Annotated in this window: 11 protein-coding genes; 4 read left to right on the plus strand and 7 right to left on the minus strand. The window is 70.3% G+C overall.

The genetic code is table 11. From position 1 onward, the window contains the following. Positions 1 to 184: 184 nt before the first annotated feature. The 3 genes from AB0C66_RS23485 to AB0C66_RS23495 are packed head-to-tail and all read right to left on the minus strand — an operon-like array spanning position 185 to position 1103. Positions 185 to 331, minus strand: coding sequence for a hypothetical protein (locus tag AB0C66_RS23485; RefSeq protein WP_362441795.1), 147 nt, complete (start codon positions 329 to 331; stop codon positions 185 to 187). Continuing rightward, positions 328 to 504, minus strand: a complete 177-nt coding sequence (locus AB0C66_RS23490) for a hypothetical protein (protein WP_362441798.1) — start codon at positions 502 to 504, stop codon at positions 328 to 330. The genes AB0C66_RS23485 and AB0C66_RS23490 overlap by 4 nt, the downstream gene beginning before the upstream one ends. Continuing rightward, a complete protein-coding gene (locus AB0C66_RS23495) occupies positions 501 to 1103 on the minus strand; it encodes a hypothetical protein (protein ID WP_362441801.1) in 603 nt (200 codons plus the stop codon). The genes AB0C66_RS23490 and AB0C66_RS23495 overlap by 4 nt, the downstream gene beginning before the upstream one ends. A 179-nt stretch (positions 1104 to 1282) precedes the next feature. On the opposite strand from AB0C66_RS23495, the gene AB0C66_RS23500 reads away from it, so the two are divergent. Further along, positions 1283 to 2497, plus strand: a complete 1215-nt coding sequence (locus AB0C66_RS23500) for a helix-turn-helix domain-containing protein (protein ID WP_362441804.1) — start codon at positions 1283 to 1285, stop codon at positions 2495 to 2497. A 38-nt stretch (positions 2498 to 2535) separates the two neighbouring features. After that, entirely contained in the window at positions 2536 to 3252 is a 717-nt protein-coding gene (ribD, locus tag AB0C66_RS23505) for a bifunctional diaminohydroxyphosphoribosylaminopyrimidine deaminase/5-amino-6-(5-phosphoribosylamino)uracil reductase RibD (RefSeq protein ID WP_362441807.1), read from the plus strand. 77 nt (positions 3253 to 3329) lie between these two features. On the opposite strand, the gene AB0C66_RS23510 is transcribed toward ribD, so the two are convergent. The 4 genes from AB0C66_RS23510 to AB0C66_RS23525 all read right to left on the minus strand — a co-directional run bounded on the left by AB0C66_RS23510 (position 3330) and on the right by AB0C66_RS23525 (position 20970). After that, entirely contained in the window at positions 3330 to 3884 is a 555-nt protein-coding gene (locus AB0C66_RS23510; RefSeq protein WP_362441810.1) for an HNH endonuclease family protein, read from the minus strand. A 30-nt stretch (positions 3885 to 3914) separates the two neighbouring features. Next, complete coding sequence (locus AB0C66_RS23515; protein WP_362441813.1) at positions 3915 to 4745, minus strand: methyltransferase domain-containing protein; 831 nt, start codon at positions 4743 to 4745, stop codon at positions 3915 to 3917. A 106-nt stretch (positions 4746 to 4851) separates the two neighbouring features. Further along, positions 4852 to 8913: a beta-ketoacyl synthase N-terminal-like domain-containing protein gene (locus AB0C66_RS23520; protein ID WP_362441816.1), complete on the minus strand. Its 4062-nt coding sequence runs from the start codon at positions 8911 to 8913 to the stop codon at positions 4852 to 4854. Positions 8914 to 8967: 54 nt separating this feature from the next. Then, a complete protein-coding gene (locus AB0C66_RS23525) occupies positions 8968 to 20970 on the minus strand; it encodes an SDR family NAD(P)-dependent oxidoreductase (RefSeq protein WP_362441819.1) in 12003 nt (4000 codons plus the stop codon). Between the two features lie 175 nt (positions 20971 to 21145). Here AB0C66_RS23525 and AB0C66_RS23530 point away from each other — a divergent pair, with 175 nt between their 5' ends. Together AB0C66_RS23530 and AB0C66_RS23535 are read left to right on the plus strand one after the other, a co-directional pair. Beyond that, positions 21146 to 21667 carry a pyridoxamine 5'-phosphate oxidase family protein gene (locus AB0C66_RS23530; protein ID WP_362441822.1) on the plus strand — a complete coding sequence of 174 codons (522 nt, stop codon included), beginning with the start codon at positions 21146 to 21148 and terminating at the stop codon, positions 21665 to 21667. Positions 21668 to 21888: 221 nt separating this feature from the next. Further along, positions 21889 to 23319 (plus strand): beta-ketoacyl synthase N-terminal-like domain-containing protein (locus AB0C66_RS23535; RefSeq protein WP_362441825.1); only part of this gene is annotated, 1431 nt, incomplete at its 3' end.

The following is a 23319-nucleotide window of genomic DNA, read 5'->3' on the forward strand; positions in this document are numbered from 1 at the left end:
CAGCGCTGCTTGCCGCTCCACTGTGTCCATTCGTGGTCGCAGTTGCTCAGGATCATTGGTCCTCCTCAGGTCGGTTCCTGTACGTGCGCCCCGCCCGGCCGCCCGGCCGGGCGGGGGTCTGGAGGGTGGACCGCTGGGGCCGTCTGTCCGGTACGGGGCCCGGACCATCAGCGGCCCACCCGGTCTATGGGGTGGCTGGGTCTCCGGCGATGCACAGGGCGACGGCGGCGGCCAGGACGCCGAGCATCGCGCCGAGGATCAGACCTGCGCGGGCGACCCGGACTGCGTACAGCCCGGCGCGCACGGCAGTCGTATGGCGGCGGTGCCTCACCAGTCATCTCCTGACCGGGCCTGCCGCACGGCCTCGGCGTATGCGGCGAGAAGGGCCTCACCCCGCTCGCACACGGCGCCAGAGGTCCGGCAGGTGAGGCAGCCCGCGGCGTGAAGCATGGCCGCGCACCACGCCTCCTCGGCGCAGAGTGCGATGGGCTGGGTGGCCGTCATGCCCCGGCCCCCTTGCGGCCGTGGCGCAGCGCGACCATCAGCGCCACCGCGTCGGTCCGCTGGTACTCCGGGGCGTGCCGGGGACAGGCGTAGATGATGCCGCCGCCGAGGCTGCCACCGTGCTCCTCGCCCACGAGGACCGGTTCTTCGGTGGGCAGTTGGCAGCTGTGGCAGAGCCGTCGGCCGTCGACGCGCGGGCCGAACTCGGCGTGGTCGGCGGCGGCCAGGGCCTCCCGCAGGAGCCGGGTGTCGGTCAGGTACCGGTCGGGGCCGAGCGGCACGCGCCAGTGGACGCGGCTCCTGCGCGTGGGCTCGGTCCAGTCGGCCGGGGGCACACCGAGGTACGTGGCCTCGTCGGCCAGTTCGCACAAGACACGGGTTCCGCGGAGGTGCCAGCTGGCGGCGGAGCCGATGGCGACGAGCCAGTAGAGGGTGCCGCAGCTGTCCTGGATGACGGCCCCGGTGTCGTCGCCGAGCAGGCCCAAGGCGCGTTCCCCGACGGGGGGCGAGACGCGTACGGCGTCCCACCACTTCCCTACGGGTAACGCCTCGACGTCCCCGGAGGACGGGGGTGTCCACAGCAGATCCGCGGCCTTCATAGGGATGCCTCCGACAGTGCGTCTCGCCTCTTGCATCCAGACAAACGCGCGCACCACGCTGCCGTCCCCACCGCATGCATCACACGCTGCGCCTATGCAGAACCTGCATACGCATGCGACTGGACCGCTACTGTGGGTATCTCCTTATTGAGCCACGCCACCGCAGACCGGGACCGTGTATGGGGCAGTTAGCACAGCACTACAGCGCAGGTGAAGCCATCTCGGCCGCTCGCCGCGCACGTGGGTGGACTCAGCAGCAGTTGGCCGATATATGCGGGTACAGCCAAAGCACCATCAGTCGTCTGGAACGCGGTCGCCAGTCAGCACGCGACGTCGATGTTCTCGCGCTCGTCGCCGACCGGCTCGGTATGGCCGCCTCCGAAGTCGGACTGGCCGGGGACGCACCACACAATGCTGACGTGAATCGTCGCGACTTCCTGGGCACAACAACCGCAGCAGCAGCCAGCCTTACCATCCTCCCCACCCCGGCCAGTGCCGCGGCCCGTCGCCCGGTCAATCCAGCCGTTGTCGGCCACCTTAAGCAGCTCCGCGCCACGCTGGTCCAATCAGACGGGCTTTACGGACCACACGCCGCGATCAGCGCTGTCCACGACCACCTCGCGGTCATCGAGCAGCAGCTGCTTCCTGCGGCACGTGGTCCCCTCCGCCGGGAGATCCTCCAAACCGGCGCGGAGTGGGCCGAGTTCACCGGTTGGCTTTACGAGGATCTCGGACGCTCCGAGCAGGCCCTATGGTGGTCTGACCGGGCGATGGAATGGGTGCAGGAAGCCGACGACCCCGTACGGCAAGCCTTCATTCTGATGCGCAAGGCACAGCAGTCCGTCGGGCTCGGACAGCAGCAGCGGGCAGTCGGCCTGGCGTCGGCCGCCCTGAGAGTACGCGGCGATGTGCCCGCACGTATCCGTGCTTCTGCCCACCTCCAGGCAGCACATGGCCATGCCCTCATTGGAGGCGAACTGCCAGCCCTACGAGCGCTCGACGCTGCCCAGACCCTTGTAGAAGGAGACGAGACGGTAAACGATCAGCTTGGCGGGTACTGCAACCACGCTTACGTCCACGCTCAGCGGGCAACGTGCTACCTCAGGCTCGGCAAGCCGACGGACGCTGTGACCACATACCGGCAAGCCATCGACCACTGGCCAGCCACTTACCGGCGCGAGCGGGGCCTTCATCTGGCCCGGCTCGCTACCGCGCATGCCGCCGACCGTGCCCCGGACGCAGCCTGCGCCACCGCCATGGAAGCGCTGGAGATCAGCCGGGAGACGGAGTCTCGCCGCACCACGGCAGAGCTTCGCCGAGTCGTCACCGGCCTGGCGCCGTGGCGCCGTGTCGCGATGGTGCGGGAACTGTCCGAGGCAGTCGCAGCAGTGTGACTAGGCTGCCCGGAATCAAGATCTGTCTGGAGGAGCCCATGCACATCAGCGAGCTGGTCGGCACGGACGAGTGGCACACAGCCGATGGACGGCCGTTCGTCGTCTACAAATACGCGGCCACACTGGACGGCCGGATCGCCGCGGCGGACAGCACCAGCCAGTGGATCACTAGCGCAGAGTCCCGTGCAGAAGTCCACGCGCTACGCGCAGCCTGCCAAGCAACGGTCGTCGGTTCCGGCACCCAGCAGGCCGATAACCCCCACCTCGCGGTGCGTTCGATGAAGGACGACCCCAAGCTGAAGGTGGCCGTCCCGGTTGATGAGCAGCCATGGCGCGTGATCGTCGACACCAACGCCCGGACCCCGGCAGATGCCCGAGTCCTCGATGATGCCGCACCCACCATGATCGCCGTCGCAGATGATGCTGACGCATCCCACCTGGACGACATGGCCACCGTCGTACGGCTGCCCCGAGCACAGGTGGGCGTGGACGTGGAGGCACTCCTCCGTGAACTGCACCAGCGCGGCGTGCGTGGGATGTTCCTCGAGGGCGGCCCTACTCTCGCCGCGTCGTTCGTATCGGCTGGCCTGGTGGACCGCATCGTCGCCTACGTCGCCCCCGCGCTCCTTGGCCGAGGTAAGAGCGGACTTGAGGGCGGCACCATCGAGACGATGGGCGACATCCTTCGATGTGAGTTGTTGGACGTAGCGCGGTCCGGCCCAGATGTCAGGTTGGTTGCACGCCCGCGAAGGTGATCGGCAGCTACCGAGGACATGGCGAAAGCCCCCTCGCCCGGCCCGGAGGCCAGACGAGGGGGCGAGACGTCGGGGCATCAGCGAGCGAGCACGACGGTGATCTCCGTATCCGGGCAGCCGTCGGCCAGCTGCTCCAGCGCATCGACCTCCGCCCGGTCCGCCGACAGCCCCCAACGGGCCTTCACCGCGGTCCACTCGGTCACGTACCTGCACACCGCCCCGGCATCGGACGGCAGCCACTCCGCCGGGTCCTGGTCGGCCTTGCTGCGGTTCTCCCGCGCGGTCACCGCTGCCAAGGTCCTCTGGTCGCCGAGGTCGTTGGCGTACGCCTGCCGCTCTGCCGGAGACCAGGCCGAAGCGCCCGAATCCCAGCTCCCCGCCAGGGGACCATATGGTCGATGTCCAGCGCGCGGGCCGCCATCTGGTCCGCGTCGTCGTAGTAGCTGTGCCACCGGCCACCACTGATGGCGCACCGTGCACCCACTGTCGGCGCTGCCACGGGTAGGTCCGCGATCGCCTACGTGAGCGTGGTGGTCACCTGGTCGCCGGGCGCGGCCGTCGCGGGCGCGGCCGGAAGGGCGAGGGCCGCAGCAGCGGCGCCGACCACGAGCAGTGTCGGACGCCGGCGTCATCGGTGGTCGCGGCGCCGGCCAGCAACGCGCTTACGGCATCTTGCGCGCCGTGGCCACCAGGTAGCCGAACTCCGGCAGCGTGGACATCGGATGTACCAGGACCTCGATCAACTGTCGGGCCGCGTCACCGAACTGCTCCTCCAGGGAGCTACGGTGCTCGCTCGCGCCATCGGCCATGATCCGCAGCGTTCGTCTGGTGTGCTCACTGACGTCCAGCAGCCCGTCCAACTCCAGGCCCGCGCCGGTGATCAGGGCCCGGTAGTCGTCGATGCCGGGAAGTTCGACGATGGCGAACTTCGCCTTCGCGTCGTCGAGCATGTCCTGGTACTCCGGCCTGATCGGTTCACGTTGGCACGTGTCCGCGATCACCAGGCGGCCGCCGGGGCGCAGCACACGCCGCATCTCCGCCAGCGCGCGGGAACGCTCCATGTGCAGGAGCGATTCGAACGCCCAGGCCACGTCGAACGAGGCGTCCGGATAGGGCAGCGCCATCGCGTCGGCATGATCGAACCGGACGCGATGGGACAGGCCCGCCACCGCGGCGCGGGCATTGGCCCCCTGTGCCTGTCCCGAGTTGATCGTGACGCCGGTGATGTCCGCCTCGACCGTACCGGCCAGGCGGAGCGCGGGCGTGCCGATACCGCAGCCGACATCGAGCATCCGCTGGCCGGGCCGCAGCCCCAGATGCTCGATGAGCAGGTCGGTGAGCCGATCTGTAGCGACGTCCACGGAACTGTCGTCCTCGTCGGAAAGCCAGTATCCGTAGTGGAAATTCTCACCCCAGAAACGCAGGAACATATGGGTGAACACGTCGTAGAAGTCCGATACTAACCCTGGCTGGGTGTCCATTTTGTCAGTCATGTCCTTCTTCTCTACTTCTCTATGGCGTGATCAGTCGACACGGACGGGGGGCGGTTCAACTGGCGTGCTTCGATCACGGGGTTTCTTGCGTGATCGAGTCGGTGTGTCAGGGATGGGCGGGCCGTCGAGCCAGCCAGCCGCTGATTGCTGAGGCGGTGCTCGCGGCGTGTTCGTCGATCATGCTCAGGTGGGTGCCGGGCACGTCGATGGCGTCGTGGTCGGGACCCCAGTGGGCCTGCCAGTGCTCACCTGTGCGGGGCTGACCGCCCATCCGTTCGGTGGCGCGCAGGAGCAGTGTCGATACGCCGCCGATGTCGGTCGGTGCCCAGTCGTCGAACATCTGTAGGTGGTGTGCCATCGCGGTCAGTTCGGCGCCGCGCAGCGGCTGCGTCGCGGTCCATTCGGCGTACGCGTCGCCGAGCAGGTCGATCTGGATCTCGGCCAAACCCGTACTGCCGGGCAGGTGGCTGTCCAGCAGCACGAGTGACTCCGGTGCGGTGTCGAGATCCTTGAGCCGGGCGGCTGCCGCGTGTGCGATCCAGCCGCCGGAGGAGTACCCGACGAGGACGTAGGGGCCGGTCACGTTGTTGAGCACCGTCTCAGCGACCGCGGCCACCAGATCGGTTCGGGTCGGGGGAAGGGACTCGTGGTCGGCGTAGCCCGTCAACGGCAGTACTGCCATGTTGTGCGTCGTGCGCAGCGTGTCGGCCATCCGAGCGTATTGGTAGACATTGGAGGGAGCCATCACGGACGGGATGCAGACCAGGGTCGGGCCCGCGAACCCCTGGGAGAAACCGACTGGTTCCCGCATCTTCGGCGAGCCGGTACCCACCCGCATCCGGGCGGCGACGGCCAACAGCTCCAACCCGTCCTTCACCTGGTTCTGCGCGCAGGCCTGGGCGAAGAGGACCGGCAGCGGATCGGTCGTCGGTGGCGTCGCCCGGTCCGCGCCCGCCGGCGTCGGACGCGCCGGTGCGGCGGCGGGGGCGGCCGGTGGTGCTTCGAGGTCCTCGAGCGCGGCGAAGCGGTCGGCCAGATGTGTGGCGACGGCGTGCGGCGTCGGCCGGTCGATGACCAGTGTGCGGGACAGCTCCAGACCGGTGGCGGCCCTCAGGCGCTCGAACAGCCAGGCTGCGGTCAGCGAGTCGAAGCCCAGCTCGGCGAAGCCCCGTTGGGGGTTCACGTCTTCGAGCGCGTCGTAGCCCATCAGCCGCGCCACTTGTTCACGCACTTCGGCGAGCAGGATCCCCGCCCACTCCTGGCGCGGGCGATCGGCCATCTTGCCGCGTACGGAGGGAATCCCGGTGACCGTCTCGGCCGTCACCGCGTCCGGCAGCGTGGCGCCCGTCCCGCCGCCGACGCCCTGGTCGGGCAGCAGGCTCGCCCCCGCCGGCAGGTGATCGACCAGCCAGTAGCGGCGGCGCTGGAAGGCGTATGTGGGCAGGTCGAGCTGGGCGGCGCCGGTGCCCGCGTAGACCGCGCGCCAGTCGACCGGCACACCGCGGACGAAGAGGGCGGCCATCGCGTCCAGCAGCGCGGCCGGCTCGGCCCGGCCCTGACGCAGTGTCGGCACGAAGGCCCGCTCCGGTACGCCCGGACCGGCCGGCGGCAGGCAGTCCTGGCCGAGTGCGGCGAGGACCCCGCCCGGCCCGAGCTCCAGGTAGGTGGTGACACCGGCCTCGCTCAGGCGCACGACACCGTCGTGGAACCGCACCGCTGCACGGGCCTGGGCGACCCAGTAGTCCGCCGAACGCATCCGCTCGCCCCGGTCCGCTTCGCCCGGAGCGAGCGGCACGATCGGGATGCGCGGCGCGGCGTACGAGATGCTCTCGATCGCCGATCGGAAGTCGGCCAGGATCGGTTCGATCCGCGGTGAGTGGAAAGCGTGGCTCACCCGCAGTTCGCGCGGGTGGAGGCCCTTGTCGGTGAGTGTCGCCATCAGAGTGGTGAGCGTCTTCTCATCGCCGGAGAGCACCACCGAGGTGGGGCCGTTCACGGCGGCGACGGACACGAGGCCGGTCAGCTGATCCAGCATCGGCAGGATGTCTTCTTCGGCCGCACGGACAGCGACCATCGCGCCGCCGGGTGCCATGCTCTGCATGAGGCGCGCCCGGGCGGCGACCAACGCGCAAGCGTCCTCGAGTGACAGTATCCCGGCCACGTGCGCGGCGGTGACCTCGCCGATGGAATGCCCCGCGACGAAGTCCGGGCGTACACCCCACGACTCGACGAGCCGGAACAGAGCGGTCTCGACGGCGAAGAGGGCCGGCTGGGCGAATCCGGTGCGGTCGAGCAGGCCCTGCGGGTCGTCCTCGGCGAAGGTCAGGTCACGCAGCGAACGGCCGAGCGGACCGTCCAGGTGCGCGCAGACAGCATCGAACGCCTCGGCGAAGACGGGGTGCTCCGCGTACAACTCGCGGCCCATGCCCAGCTTCTGCGCCCCCTGGCCGGTGAACAGGAAGGCCAGCCGTCCGCGCGCTGTGCTGCCCGTCGTGACCGCGGCATGCGGTGTGCCCCCGGCGAGTGCGCTGAGCCCGGCGAGCAGGTCGTCTCGATCGGCGGCCACGACGACGCCGCGGTTGTTCAGGGCGGCGCGCGTGGTGGCCAGTGAGTATCCGACGTCGGTGAGGTCGGCCGACGCAGCCCGATGCGTCAGGAAGGTGGCCAGCCGCGCGGCCTGGGCGCGCATCGCGGCCACGGTGCGGCCGGAGACCAACCAGGGAACGGCCGCGAGCGTGCGGTGCGCGACGACGCCGCCCTCCCGTCCGGCGTCCTCTTCGGGCACCGCCTCGAGAATGACGTGCGCGTTGGTGCCGCCGATGCCGAAGGCGGAAACCGCCGCACGCCGTGGCCGGTCCTCCGTCTCCGGCCACGACCGCGACTCCTGGAGGAGTTCGACGTCGCCGGCCGTCCAGTCGACCTCGCTGGACGGTGGGTCGGCGTGCAGCGTCGGTGCCAACACGCCGTGCCGAAGCGACATCACCGTCTTGATCAGACCGCCCACTCCAGCGGCGGACTGGCTGTGGCCCAGGTTGGACTTGAGCGACCCCAGGAACAGCGGACGACCGGGCTGCCTGTCACGCCCGTACGTGGCCAGCAGCGCCTGGGCCTCGATCGGGTCGCCCAGTGTCGTGCCGGTGCCGTGTGCCTCGACGGCGTCGATGTCGGAGGACTTGAGCCCGGCCGCAGCCAGCGCACGCCGGATCACCCGCTGCTGGGACGGGCCACTCGGTGCGGTCAGCCCGTTCGACGCCCCGTCCTGGTTGATGGCCGAGCCGCGCAGCACCGCCAGGACCGGGTGCCGGTGGCGGCGGGCGTCGGAAAGCCGCTCGACCACGACCATGCCGACGCCCTCGGCCCAGGACGTACCGTCCGCGGCATCGCCGAAGGACTTGCACCGGCCGTCAGGAGCGAGCCCGCGTTGGGTGCTGAACTCGACGAAAGAGCCCGGCGTGGCCAACACGGAAACGCCACCGACCAGGGCGAGTGAGCAGTCTCCGGCGCGCAGCGCTCCCGCCGCGAGGTGCAAGGCGGTGAGTGACGAGGAACAGCCGGTGTCGAGGGTCACTGCCGGACCCTCCAGCCCCAGAAGGTAGGAGATTCTGCCTGAGATGATGGCTCCCGCCAGGCCGCCGAGCAGGAGCCCTTCGAAACCGGTCGGGTAGCGCGCCAACAGGGCCGCGTAGTCGGTCACACTCGGGCCCACGAACACCCCGGTCTCGCTGCCGTGCAGCGAGTGCGGATCGATCCGAGCCCTTTCGAGGGCCTGCCACGATGTCTCCAACAGCAGTCGCTGCTGTGGATCCATCGCGGTGGCCTCACGGGGCGAGATGCCCCAGAACTGCGCGTCGAAGTCCGCGACGTCGGTCAGGAAGCCGCCCTGCTGGGTGTAGCTGGTGCCCGGGCGATTCTGGTCGGGGTCGTAGAGCGAGTCGAGGTCCCAGCCCCGATCGCGGGGAAACGGGGTGATCGCGTCCCGCCCGGTGATCGCCAGCTCCCACAGATCTTCCGGTGAGCGCACGCCGCCCGGATAGCGGCAGGCCATGCCGACGATCGCGATCGGCTCGCCGACCCGCCGCTCAAGCTCCTCCGACCGCTCGCGGGCCCGCACGAGGTCTGCCGTGACCAGAGTCAGGTAGCGCCGCAGTTTGTGCTCGTTGTCGTCCATCTGCTCCTCAACCTCTCATCCGACGCCGCGGCAAGTCCCACGTGTGTACACGGACTACTCGTCCTGGCGGCTGAGCTGCGTGTTGATGAAGCTGAACAGTTCGTCGTCGGAGGCCGCCGTCAGCGACGCCACGTCGCCCTCGGCGCTCGCGGCCCGCGTCGGGCCCGAGAGCCGGCCGAGCAGTTCTCGCGCCCGGCTGACGAGGACGTCGCGCACTTCCGTCTCCTCGGTCGGCAGCGCGGAGAGCGACGCCTCCAGCCGGTCGAACTCGGCCAGTGCCACGTCCGTCGGCGACGGCACACTCGCGGCCACCTCGGAGCGCAGGAACGAGGCCAGGCTCGTCGGATTCGGGTAGTCGAAGACCAGCGTCACCGGCAGCCGCAACCCGGTTGCCGCATTGAGCCGGTTGCGCAGCTGGACAGCGATCATCGAGTCGAAGCCGACGTCCTTGAAAGCCCGCTTGCGATCGACCTCCTCCGGAGAGTCGTGGCCGAGCACGGCCGCGACGTGCGAGCAGACCAGGTCGAGCACGGCCGGTTCCCGATCCTCCTCGGGCAGCGCGGTGAGCTTCTCGATCAGGGCCGCGCCGCGTTCGACCGAGGTCTGGGACTCCGCCGTCGGCAGCTGGCGAACATCCGGCAGGTCGGCCAGCAGCGGGCTGGGCCGCAGCGAGGTGAAGCGGGAATGGAACCGGGCCCATTCGACTCGTGCGACGACCGGGCACGGTTCGTCCTCGGTGACGATTCGGTCCAGGGTCGCCAGTCCGGAGTCCACCGGCAGCAGGGGCAGACCTCCGCGGCGCAGCGAGTCGGCCATCTCCTCGTCCTCGGTCAGCATTCCGGCCTCCCACGGGCCCCACGCCACCGAAATGGTGTGGCCGCCGCGGTCGTGCCGCTCCCGAGCCAGGGCATCGAGGTACGCGTTGGCAGCCGAATACGCGGACTGGTTGCTGACGCCCCAGGTCGCCGAGATGGAGCCGAACAGCAGCACCGTCCGGATGCTGTCGTGGTCGAGCAGCTCGTCGAGGTGCGCCGCACCGAGCACCTTGGCCGCCAAGATGTCGCCGAACTCGGTCAACGTCGTGTCGGCGATCGGCCCGCCATCGAGGCTGCCCGCGGCATGCACGACCGCGGTCAGCGGGCGCTCGGCGGGAACGGAGGCCAGCAATTCGATCACGGCGGCCCGGTCTGCGACATCGCAGGCCCTCACCGAGACCGAGACGCCCTTGGCGGCCAGTTCCTCGACCAGGCGCTGGGCCCCGGCAGCATCGGCGCCGCTGCGGCTGGCGAGCACCAGATGTTCGGCACCGCGGTCGGCCAGCCAGCGGGCCACTTCGGCACCAAGGCCACCCGTGCCACCCGTCACGAGCACGGTACCGCGCGGCCGCCACTCGGGCGGCTCCTGCTCGGGCACTGTCGCCCTGACCAGACGGCGGGCCAGGACGGCCTGGGATCGTACGGCGACCTCGTTCTCGCCGTTGCCCGCGAGCACACCGGCCAGTTCGGCTACCGCGTGGTCGTCCACCGTCTCCGGCAGATCGATCAGGCCGCCCCAGAGCCGCGGGTGTTCGAGGCCCGCGACACGTCCGAAACCCCAGACCAGCGCCTGGGTGGGCGAGCCGATGCGGTCCTGGGGACCGGTCACCACCGCGCCCTGGGTCACCGCCCAGATCGGGACGTTGAGTTCGGCGTCGAGCAGGGCCTGGGTGAGCACCACCGTGCCCGCGAGCCCTTGCGGCAGCGCTGACGAGTCTTCGCACGGGGTCTCGTCCTCGGCCAAAAGCGACAGCACCCCGACCGGGCTCGTGCCGTTCGCCGCGAGCGCGCGGAGCCGCTGGGCCAGCGCCGCCCGGTCGAGGTTCCCGCACGGTACGGCCCAGGTCACCAAGTCGGGCGCGTGGGCAGCGAGGCGGCGCACGGTTTCCGCGGCCCAGCCCTCGGCCGGCTGCCCCTCGGCGACCACCGCCAGCCAGGTACCGCCGATCGGCGTGCGCGTGCCGCTGGGCAGCGCGCGCCACGTGACGCGGTAGCTCTCGTCGTTGCCGTTCGTGTCGGTCGCGGTGTCCACGGCGCTCCGCAGCTGTGCACGACTGACCGGCCTCGCGACGATGGAGTCGAACGAGGCGACGGGCTCGCCCGCGCCGTCGGTGAGCAGCATCGTGGAGGAGCCAGAGCCCTTGCGCCGGAAAGTGACCCGCAGTGAGCTCGCTCCTCGGGTGTGCACGGTGATGCCGTTCCAGGAGAACGGCATCACCGCCTCGCTCTCGCTGTCGATCAGTCCGGCGACCGGCACCTGCAGGGCGGCGTCCAGCAGCGCCGGGTGCAGGCCGAACCGCCCCGCCTCGGCACGGACCGCGCTCGGCAGCGCGACCTCGCCGTACATGTCCTCGCCGTCCCGCCACAGCGCACGGATCCCGGCGAAGGCGGGCCCGTAGGCGTATCCGCGCTCGGCGAGCCGAGCATAGATGTCGGTCACATCGACCGCCTCCGCGCCGGTTGGCGGCCAGGCCGTCGGATTGCCCGGCACCGGGCCGGTACCGACAGGGGCGAGCGTGCCTTCCGCGTGCAGGATCCACCTGCTGTCGGCGCCGGACTCGGTGCGCCGGGAGTGCACCGTGACCGAACGCCGACCGGTGGAGTCGGCGGCACCGACCGCGACTTGCACCGCCACACCTGACTTCTCCGAGAGCACCAGCGGCGCCTGAAAGGCCAGCTCTTCCAGGCGGGCGCAGTCGACGTGACGCCCGGCGTGGGTGACCAGCTCGACGAAGGCGGCTCCGGGCAGCAGGAGGGTGCCGAGCACGACGTGATCGGCCAGCCACGGCTGGGTCGCCAGCGACCACCTGCCGGTGAAGAGCACGTGGTCCTCGCCGGCGCGTTCCACGGCGGCGCCCAACAGGGGGTGATCGGCGGACGCCAGCCCCAAGTCGGCGGCACTCGCGGTCACCGCGCCGGCGGGCTCGACCCACAACCGGCGGTGTTGGAACGCGTAAGCGGGCAGGTCGATTCGGCCTCCGGCGGGAAACGCCTTCTCCCAGCGTACCGTTGCCCCGTGCACGAAGGCCGTGGCCAGAGAGCGGGTGAACGCGACGTCACCGCCGTTCCGCCGCAACGACCACGACGCGGCGACCTCGGCGTCTCGGGCCTCGGCAACCGCCTCGACCGCGTCGACGAGGGCCGGGTGCGCGCTGAGCTCCACGAAGCAGCTGTGCCCGTCGTTCAGAAGAGCCTCGACGGCCGCGCTGAACCGCACCGTCTCTCGGAGATTGCGATACCAGTAGTCGGCGTTCAGCTCGGTGCCGTCGACCCGCCCGCCGGTGACCGTGGAGTAGAACGGCACTTCCGCCTCAGCAGGCGCGACGTCGGCCAGCGCGTCGATGAGTTCGGCGTGCAGCTCCTCCACCCCGTGCGAGTGCGACGCGTAATCGACCAGGAGCGTGCGCACCGGGACCTCCTCGGCCGCGAGCGCCGCGCACAGGTTCTGCAGTGCGTCGGCGGCGCCGGAGACGACCACCGACCGCGGCCCGTTGACCGCGGCGACGCCGAGCCCCGGGTAGTCGACGAGCCGTTCCTGGACCCGGGCGACCGGCAGGCCGATCCAGCCCATCCCGCCGCGCTCGGTCAGGCCGGCGATCAAGCGCGAGCGCAATCCGGCGATGCGGGCGCCGTCGGCCAGCGTGAGGACACCGGCCACCACGGCCGCCGCGATCTCGCCCTGGGAGTGACCGACCACTGCCGCCGGCTCGACCCCGAGCGACCGCCACAGCCGGGCCAAGGACACCATCACCGCGAACAGCGCGGGCTGGACCACGTCCACCCGGTCCAGGCTCGGCGCGCCCGGAGTGCCGGTGAGGACGTCCGACAGTGTGGCGCCGTTCCAGTCGACGTGCGGGGCCAGCGCCGCGTCGCACTCGGTCATGGCGGCGGCGAACAGCGGGCTGGTGTTCCAGAGGTCGAGGGCCATGCCACTCCACTGGCCACCCTGACCTGCGAAGACGAAGACCGGCTGGATCGTGTCACCGCCGTTGCCCAGCACGACGTCCTCGTGGGAGTCCGTCGTGCCGGCGGCGATCTCCGTGAGCCCCGCGGTCAGCGTGCCCAGGTTTTCGGCGAGCACCACGGCCCGGTGCTCCAATGTGGCTCGGCCGCTGAGCGAGCGGCCGAGCGCGTCGAGGTCCACCTCCGGGTGCTCGGCGAGGTAGGCGCTGAGCCTGGCTGCCTGACCGCGCAGTGCCGCGGCGCCGCGTGCTGAGAGGACGAACGGCTTGACGGATTGTGCGAGCACCCGATCGGGCGCGGGCGGAGCGGGCGGCTCGCCGAACTCCGGTGCCTGCTCCAGCACCACGTGCACGTTGGTGCCGCTGATTCCGAACGCGGAGACGGCGCCGAGCCGGGGCTGGTTGCGCTCCGGCCACTGCTGTGCTGTGGTCAGCAGCTTCACGGCACCGTCCGACCAGTCCACGTGCGGGGTGGGCTCCTCGGCGTTCAATGTCCGGGGCAGTAGGCCGTGTCGCAGCGCTTGGACCATCTTGATCACCCCGGCCACGCCGGCAGCCGCTTGCGCGTGGCCCAGGTTCGATTTCAGAGAGCCGAGCCAGAGCGGGCTTTCCTCGGTGTGCTCTCGCCCGTACGTCGCCAGTAGTGCCTGCACCTCGATCGGGTCGCCGAGCTTGGTGCCGGTGCCGTGTCCCTCCACGACGTCCACATCGGCAGCGGAGACACCGGCATTGGCCAGCGCCTCTCGGATCACACGCTGTTGCGAGCGGCCGTTGGGCGCGGTCAACCCGTTGGAGGCGCCGTCCTGGTTCACCGCGGAGCCCTTCACCACCGCGAGGACCTGGTGGCCGTTGCGGCGGGCGTCCGACAAGCGCTCCAGCACGAGCAGCCCGACGCCCTCAGCCCAGCCGGTGCCGTCCGCGTCCGCGCCGAACGCCCGGCAGCGGCCGTCCGCGGAGAGGCCGCCCTGCAGCGCGAACTCCTGGAACACCACCGGTGTGGACATCACGGCCACACCGCCGGCCAGCGCGAGGTCGGACTCACCGGTCCGCAGCGCCTGGGCCGCCATGTGCACGGTGGTCAGCGAGGACGAACAGGCGGTGTCGACCGTCAACGCGGGGCCCTCGAGGCCGAACTCGTAGGCGATGCGGCCCGAGGCCACACTGGGCGCCGTTCCTGTCAGCAGGTGGCCATCGAGACCGCGCGATTCGAGCGCGAGCAGGTTGCCGTAGTCATGGGCGCTGAGGCCGACGAACACGCTGGTCTTCGTGCCGCGCAGCGCCAACGGGTCGATACCGGCACGCTCGAACGCCTCCCACGCCGACTCGAGCAACAGACGCTGCTGCGGGTCCATCGCGGTGGCCTCACGAGGTGAGATGCCGAAGAACTCGGGATCGAATTCGGTTGCGCCGGGCAGGAAGCCGGCCGCCCGTGCGTTGGTCGTGCCCGGGCGGCCGGGCTCGGGATCGAACAGCTCGGCCAGGTTCCAGCCACGGTCGGACGGGAACTCCGTGGCGGCGTCCCGGCCCTCCTCGACCATCGCCCACAACGCCTCCGGCGAGTCGACCCCGCCGCCGTAGCGGCAGGCCATGCCGACGATGGCGATCGCGTCCCCGCTGGTGTCCGCCGTGACGATCGCGGGTGCCGCCGACGCGGAGGAGCTGGCGCTGACCACCTCGCCGAGCACGTATGCGGTCAGCGAAGTGAGGTCCGGGTAGTCGAAGACCACCGTTGCCGGCAGCCGCAAGCCGGTGAGCGCGGTGATCCGGTTGCGCAGCTCCACCGAGGCCAGCGAATCGAAGCCGATGTCCTTGAAGGTCCGGTCAGGCGAGAGTCTCGACGCCGACGCGTGCCCGAGCACGGCCGCGGTCTCGGCGGCGAGAGCGTCCAGCACGATCCGATGCCGGGCGGCCGGCGGCCGGGCGAGCAGACGGCGGGTCCACGAGCTGGCACCGCCGCCACTCGCGACGGCGGTACGGCGCACCCGCCCGGAGACCTGGTTGCGCAGCAGGGGCGGCACCTCCCCGCGGAACGCGGCCAGGTCGAGCCGGACCGGTAGCACCACCGGGGCGCCGACGGTGAGGGCCGCGTCGAAGAGGGCCAGGCCTTCCTCGTCGGATATCGCCTTGATACCGGCGCGTGTCATCCGTTCCCAGTCGGCCTCCTCCAGGGAGGTCGTCATGTGGCTCGTGGCGGCCCAGAGGCCCCAGTCGAGCGAGACGGCGGGCAGCCCCAACGCGCGGCGGTGTCGGGCAAGAGCGTCCAGGAACGCGTTGGCGGCGGCGTAATTGGCCTGGCCCGGCGCGCCGAATGCCCCGACGGCGGAGGAGAACAGCACGAAGGCGGAGAGATCGAGGTCCTTGGTCAGCTCGTGGAGGAGCCAACCGGCGTCCACCTTGGGACGCAACACGGTGTCGACCTGCTCGGTCGTCAGCGAGCTGATGACGCCGTCGTCGCTGGTGCCCGCGATGTGCACAACCGCGGTCAGCGGATGTTCGGCGGGGATCGCGGCCAGCACCCCGAGCAGCGATTCGCGGTGGGAGACGTCACAGGCAACGGTCGTCACCGAGGCGCCGAGCCCGGTCAACTCGGTGGCGAACTCGGTGGCGCCGGGGGCATCCGGGCCGCGCCGGCTCGCCAGCACGAGGTTGCGTACGCCGTGCTCGGCGACCAGGTGCCGGGCGACCAGGCCGCCCAGTGCGCCGGAGGCGCCGGTCAGAAGCACGGTCCCGGCTGGATCGACGGGCACCGGGATGGTCAGGGCGATCTTGCCGATGTGCCGGGCCTGGCTGAGGAACCTCAACGCATCCGGGGCCCGGCGGACGTCCCAGGTGGTGGTCGGAGGCAGGGTGAGAGCGCCACGGTCGAACAGGTCCAGCAGTTCGACCAACATCTCGTGGACCCGTTCGGGCGCCACCCCGAGCAGGTCGAACGCCTGATAGCGCACACCGGGGAACGCCTCGGCCGCCCAGTCCGCGTCGCGGATGTCGGTCTTGCCCATCTCGACGAACCGGCCGCCGCGCGGCAGCAGTCGTAGCGAGGCGTCCACGAGCTCGTTGGTGAGCGAGTTGAGGACCACGTCGACGCCGCGGCCGTCGCTGGCGCCGAGCAGATCGGATTCGAACCGCGCGGTGCGGGAGTTCGAGATGCGTTCGCGGGGGATGCCGAGCTCGCGAAGGGCCGCCCACTTGGCGGGACTGGCGGTGGCGAAGACCTCGGCGCCCAGATGGGCGGCCAGCTGCACGGCCGCTATGCCGACGCCACCGGCGGCGGCGTGGATGAGCACGGACTCGCCGGGTCGCAGGTCGGCCACGTCGACGAGCCCGAAGTACGCGGTCAGGTAGGTGATCGGGACTGTCGCGGCCTCCAGGTACGACCACCCGTCCGGGATCGGTACCACCATCCGGTGGTCGCCCACGGCCACAGGCCCGAACGGCCCGAAGAACAGGCCCATCACCCGGTCCCCGGGCTTGAGACCGATGACTCCTGAGCCGACCTCGGTCACCACGCCGGCCGCCTCGCCGCCGAGCACTTCTTGACCGCGGACCAAGCCCAGGGTGGACATGACGTCCCGGAAGTTCATGCCGGCGGCTCGGACGGCCACCCGCACCTCACCCTCGGCCAAGGGTGCGACCGCCTCCGGTGACTCGATCAAGGCGAGCCCGTCGAAAGTGCCGGGGCGGGGGGCGGACAGGCGCCAGGCGGTCGACTCCGCCGGCACGGCGAGCGTCGTCGAAGAGGAGACCTTGACCAGGCGCGGCACCATGATCGTGCCCGCGCGTACGGCGACCTCGTCCTCCCCGGCATCGAGCGCCACCACGGCCGAGTCGGGCTCGCCGGGCGCGAGGTCGACCTGGGCGAGCCGGCCCGGGTTCTCGGCACGCGCCGAGCGGAACAGGCCGTGCAGGGCCGCGCCGGTCAGGTCACGGACGTGTTCACCCTCGTACGTGGCCAACGCGCCACGGGTGACCAGGACCAGCCGTGAGGTGGCCAGCCGTTCGTCGGCCAGCCAGTGGCGGACCAGTTCGAGCATCTGGTTGACACCTGAGTGCACGTTTGCGGCCACGTCGTGGTCGTGGTCGTGACCGGGAGCGGCCAGCACCACAGGGGGCACCTCGCCCCCGGCGTCGAGGGCGGCCTGGAGCGCGGGGAGGCCGTCGTACGCCGTGCCTGTCGTGGGCGCGCCGCCGCCCAGGTTCGCCCAGCCGGTGGGCGACGAGGCCCCGACCTCACCCGCGGAGATCCACTCGATCTCGTAGAGGGAGTCGTGGGCCTGGGGAGCACTCTCGGCGATCTGTTCCGCGGTGGCGGACCGCAAGGTCAGCGAGTCGACGGACAGCACCGTGCGGCCGGTCCCGTCGGCGACCAGCAGTGCCACTGTGTCGGTCCCCACCGGAGTCAGCCGTACGCGCAGCGCGGAAGCACCGACGGCGTACAGCCGGACGCCCGACCACACGAAGGGGATGACACCCTGGGTGGTGCCGGTGACCGCGATCGCCTGCAGCGCGGCGTCCAGCAGGGCAGGGTGCATGCCGTACGCGCCGGCGTCGCCCACGTGCTCGGGCAGAGCCACCTCGGCGAAGACTTCCCCGTCACGCAGCCAGGCGGCCTTCAGGCCGCGGAACACCGGCCCGTAGGCGTACCCGGCCGCGGCGAAGGTCTCGTAAAGATCGCTGAGCTCGACTTCCTCGACACCGGCGGGTGGCCACTCGGCCATCTCGGGGTCGTCGCGGCTCACACCAGCGGTCGCTGAGACGAAGCCGCTGGCGTGCCGTGTCCAGGCCGCGTCGATGTCGGGGGAGTCCGGGTCCTGCTGTTGCGACCAGATGGTGATCGACCGTCGGTCGGTGGACTCCTCCGGCTCGCCGACCACGATCTGCAGCGCCACGCCGCCTCGCTCCAGCAGCAGCGGGGCCTCGATGGTCAGGTCCTCGACCAGCTCACAGCCGACCTGGTCCGCCGCGCGCAGCGCGAACTCGACGAATGCGGTGCCGGGCAGCAGGGTGCGGCCGAACAGGGCGTGGTCGGCAAGCCAGGGCTGGGTGGAGAGCGACAGCCGGCCGGTGCACAGGAAGCCGCCGTCGTTGGCGAGCGAGACGCCGGCACCCAGGAGCGGGGCGTCCACCGAGCGCAGGCCGATCGAACTGAGGTCGTGCCCTCCGACGTGGCTGGTCTCGAGCCAGAAGCGTTCGTGCTGGAACGCGTAGGTGGGCAAGTCGACGCGTTGCGCGCCGGTGCCGGCGAAGAAGGCCGCCCAGTCCACCTCGACGCCGGCGGCGTGCAGGGTGGCCATCGCCACGGCGACGCATTCCACCTCGTCGCGCCGACTGCGGAGGGACGGCGTGACCACCACCGACTCGTCGCCGTAGCATTTGCGTACGTCGCTGCTCATCGACACGGCGGGCGACAGTTCGATGAATCGGGTGACGCCGCGCTCGCGCAGCCGAGCCACGCCGCCGACGAGGTCCACCGGGTCGCGCATCTGCCGGACCCAGAACTCAGGGGTGCACAGCACCTCGGCGGGCACCACCATCGGGATGGTCGGGGCCGAATAGGTCAAGGTCTCGACCACGGCCCGGAACTGGGCCTGGATCGGCTCCATCGTGACCGAGTGGCCCGCGACGCCGACCCGCAGCGTGCGGGACGCGTGGCCGAGTTCGGACAGTCGCGCCACAGCCGCCTCGACCGGGCCCTCCAGCCCCGAGAGGGTGACTGAGCTCGGGCTGTTGATACCGGCGAGCGAAACGCCCTCGATGTCGGCGATGACCGGCTCCACCACGTCGGCGCCGGCCGCGACCGAGACCATCACGCCGGCGGCCGAGGTCTGGATCAGCCGTGCTCGGGCGGTGACCATGGTGGCCGCGTCCTTGAGCGACAGCACACCCGCGACGTGCGCCGCCGCGATGTCCCCACAGGACTGACCGAGCAGGTGGTCGGGCCGCAGACCCCACGACTCGACCAGGCGGTAGAGCGCCACCTCGATCGCGAACAGCGCGGGATGCGCGTACTCGGGCCGATCCAGCGTCGGGCCGCCCTCGGCGATGATCCGCGGCAGCTCGGGGTCGAGCCACCCCAGCACCTCCGAGTACGCCGTGTCGAAGGCGGGGAACGCGGCCGCGAGCTGGGCGCCCATGCCGATGCGCTGTGAGCCTTGTCCGGGGAACATCACCGCGGTGAGGCCGCGGCACTCGGTGCCGACGACCGCCGTGGCACCGCTGCCGCCGCCGGCCAGCAGGTCGAGCTGCGCGAGCAGGTCCTCCTTGTTGCCCGCGACCACGGCGGCGCGGTGCTCGAACGTCACGCGGTGCAGCGCGAGCGACTTCGCGACGTCGAGCAGGGCGACGTCCTCGTCGGCGAGCCAGTCACGGAGCCGCGTCGCCTGACCGGCCAGGGCCTGCGGAGTACGGGCGGAGAGCAGGAAGGGCAAGGCGGTCGGCTGTGCGCTCACCGGCTCGGCCTCGGCCGCCTCCGGCGCGGGCGCCTGCTCGAGGATGACGTGCGCGTTGGTACCGCTCATGCCGAACGACGACACACCTGCCCGGCGCGGCCACTCGTTCTCCGGCCACGGGCGGTTCTCCGTCAACACCTTGACCCCGCCGGCCGACCAGTCCACTTCGTGCGTCGGCTCATCCACGTGCAGCGTCTTGGGGAGGACGCCGTGGCGCATGGCCATCACTGCCTTGATCACGCCGACGACGCCCGCGGCCGCCTGGGTGTGACCCACGTTCGACTTCAGCGAGCCCAGCCACAGTGGCTCGCCGTCCTTCTTCTTCTGGCCGTAGGTGGCCAGCAGGGCCTGTGCCTCGATCGGGTCGCCCAGCCGGGTGCCGGTGCCGTGCCCTTCGACCAGGTCGACCTGGTCCATCGGAACCTGGCCGTCGGCCAGCGCCGCCTGGATGACCCGTTGCTGGGCGGGGCCGTTGGGAGCGGTCAGGCCGTTGGAGGCACCGTCCTGGTTGATCGCCGAACCACGGATGACGGCAAGCACCGGGTGGCCGTTGGCCTGCGCGTCGGAGAGCCGCTCGAGCAGGACCAGGCCGACCCCCTCCGACCAGCCGGTGCCGTCCGCGGTGTCCGCGTATGCCTTGCACCGGCCGTTGGGCGCGATCCCGCGCTGTCGGCTGAAGTCGACCATGACCAGTGGCGAGCACATCGACGCGACGCCGCCGGCCAGAGCCATCGTGGACTCGCCGCGGCGCAAGGCCCGAACGGCGTAGTCCATCGCGACCAACGAAGAGGAACAGGCGGTGTCGACGGTGACGGCGGGGCCCTCGAAGCCGAACGTGTACGCGACGCGGCCGGAGAGCACGCTGGGCGCGTTGCCCAGCAGCAGATAGCCGTCGACCTCGCGGGGTGCCGTGACGGTCAACGGCACGTAGTCATGGGTGTTCGAGCCGATGAACACACCTGTCTCGGTGCCGCGGAGGGTCTCCGGGTCGATGCCGGCACGTTCGAACGACTCCCAGGCGGCCTCGAGGACGATCCGCTGCTGCGGGTCCATGGCAAGAGCTTCGCGTGGGGAGATGCCGAAGAAATCCGCGTCGAAGTCGGCCAGGCCGGACATGAAGCCGCCCTCGCGGGTGTACGTCTTTCCGGGCTTGCCGGGCTCCGGGTCGTAGATGCTGTCCATGTCCCAGCCCCGGTCGGTCGGCGAGTCGCCGATCGCGTCGGTTCCACTGGCGACCAGCTTCCAGAGGTCCTCCGACGACCAGACGTCGCCGGGCAAGCGGCAGGTCATCGAGACGATGGCGATCGGCTCGGTGTCCTGGGCCTCCCTCTCAGTGATCTTCTTGCGAGCCTGGTAGAGGTCGCTCGTGACCAACTTGAGGTACTGGCGAAGCTTGTCCTCGTTCTCCATACGAACAACCCCATCGGTCTCTGTCTGTTCCAGTGGCCCGGGGGACCCCGGAGTGGTCCGGCGTACCCCGGACTTGTCGTGCCTGGACACGTGGCAGGCGTCTGCTGAGGCCGGCAGTCCGGCGAAGAGCTTGCGCAGAACTTGCGCAGAAAAGGCTTGGGTGGGACCACGATCAAGACCGCCTCTGGGCGGTCGCGTGAACAACCATGCTCTTGCGACGTCGGCGCGGGCACCCCCTAACCCCCCTAGTCGCCGCCCCGATAGTCGCGCGATTCTTTTGGGGTGTCGGTGTCGCAGTCGCGCTGCGAGCATGAATCGCGAAAGCCAGACCGGTGCGTCTCGCTGGTCGCCCGCAGCGGACGAGCGAAGGGACAGCAACATGACTGCCGAGGTGTTGAAAAACAAGGAGAAGCCGAAGGGGACGTCGGCATTCATCTTCGCTCAGACCGCGCCGGGGCCAACACAACCGTGGAGCTGGGCGGAGAATTTGCTCGAGTCCGCGTCCACGTACTGGCTGGTCACCACCAGCCCGGACGGACACCCGCACAGCAGGCCCCTGTGGGGTATCTGGCAGAGGAACACCTTCTGGTTCTCGAGCCAGAACCGCTGCGGTGAATTCCTGAAGGTCAACCCTCGGGCCTCCGTGAACCTTCAGGTGGGCGAGGACGTGGTAATGATCGAGGGCAGTTGCTCCCGAGTGATCGGGGACGACGACATCAACGTGCTCGCCGAAGGCGTCGGGGCGAAGTACGACTGGGAACTCTCGGTGAGCGAGGATCGTGTCCACACGCGTTTCGGCCAGAGCGCTCCGGTGTTTCGGCTGAATCCCGAACGGGTCTACGGCTGGGCGGGAATTGCCGGATGGGAGTCCGCGACCAGGTGGGACTTCCCGCAGTCCTGACCGACTGAAATTCCCTCTGCGCGATCTATCACGTCCTGCCGCACGGTCACGCTCAAGCTTTCATTCCATTTCGTGGACCGGTGGTGGCGCAGCCTGTGGGAATCACGCCGCGCTGGTTGTGCCAGACCTCGCCCTGGTGGGGCCTCTGGCAACTCACTGTGCCTGGCGCTCCTGCCGTGACCTCGCACGACGCAATGTGAACGTGGAAGGGGACGATCCGGGTGGATGTCCAGGCCCAAGGTGGCAACATCGCGGTGGTGGGTGCGTCCTGCCGTTTCCCCGGCGCTGATGGGCCTCGGCAACTGTGGCGCCTCCTGGCCGCGGGACGTCATGCGATCACCGAGCGCCCGCCCGGACGTCGTGGCTCGGAGAGGACGGTCGCGCCCCCCTGGGGTGGGTTCCTCGACGCCGTCGACGAGTTCGATGCCGAATTCTTCGGTATTTCCGCCCGCGAGGCGGCATCCGTCGACCCGCAGCAGCGACTCGTGTTGGAGCTGGGGTGGGAGGCGCTGGAGGACGCGGGGATCGTGCCGGACAGCGTGCGCGGCGGCCGACTCGGTGTCTTCGTGGGTGCCTTCGCCGACGACTACGCCCATCTCGTGCACCGCAACGGTTCCACTACGGCGACTCAGCACACCTACCCCGGCATTGAACGTGCGGTGATCGCCAACCGGCTCTCCCACTTCCTGGACGCGCACGGGCCCAGTGTGGGTATCGACAGCGGTCAATCCTCATCGCTGGTCGCCGTCCACCTGGCCTGCCAGAGTCTGCTCACCGGTGAGTCGGACCTCGCCGTCGCGGGCGGCGTGCAGCTCAACCTGCTGCCGGAGTCCGTGGACATCGCGGACCGTTGGGGGCCACTGTCGCCGGACGGCCGTTGCTACACCTTCGACGCTCGCGCGAACGGTTATGTGCCAGGTGAAGGCGGCGGTCTGGTCGTACTCAAGAGGCTCGAGGACGCCCTGGCCGATGGTGACACCCCGCAATGCGTGATTCTCGGGAGCGCGGTGAATCACGGCGGCAACGGTCACGCCCTGACCCAGCCCGATGAGCTCGCACAACGAGACGTCCTGCGCCGCGCTCACGAGCGCGCTCGAATCAGTGCCACACAACTCCAATACGTCGAGTTGCACGGAACGGGAACACCCGCCGGCGACCCTGTGGAGGCCTCGGCGCTCGGTGCCGTTGTCGGCTCCGCCCGGCCGCGAACGCAACCGCTGCCCGTCGGATCGGTCAAGACGAATCTGGGGCATCTGGGGGCAGCCGCGGGGATCGCGGGCCTCATCAAAGTGGCGATGTCGATCCGCCACCGCGAACTCCCCGCCAGCCTCCATTTCGAGCTGGCGAACCCGGAGATCGCGCTGGACGAGCTCAATCTTCGAGTGCAGCAGGACCTCGGTTCGTGGGAAGTGCCCGATAGCCCCTTGATCGCCGGCGTCAGTTCCTTCGGAATGGGCGGCACCAACTGTCACCTGGTCATCAGTGATGTTCCGCCCGGCTCGACCGCCGCGCGCAGGAAACCTGAGATCGGCGAAGCGGACTCCGGGCGGTCAACCGCGGTGTTGCCGTTTGTGTTGTCGGGTCGTGGGTCGGGGGCGTTGTGTGGTCAGGCTGCTCGTTTGCGGTCGTTTGTGGTGGAGCGGCCGGATGTG

It is taken from the genome of Streptomyces sp. NPDC048636 (assembly GCF_040650655.1).
In the GTDB taxonomy this organism is placed as follows: Bacteria; Actinomycetota; Actinomycetes; order Streptomycetales; family Streptomycetaceae; genus Streptomyces.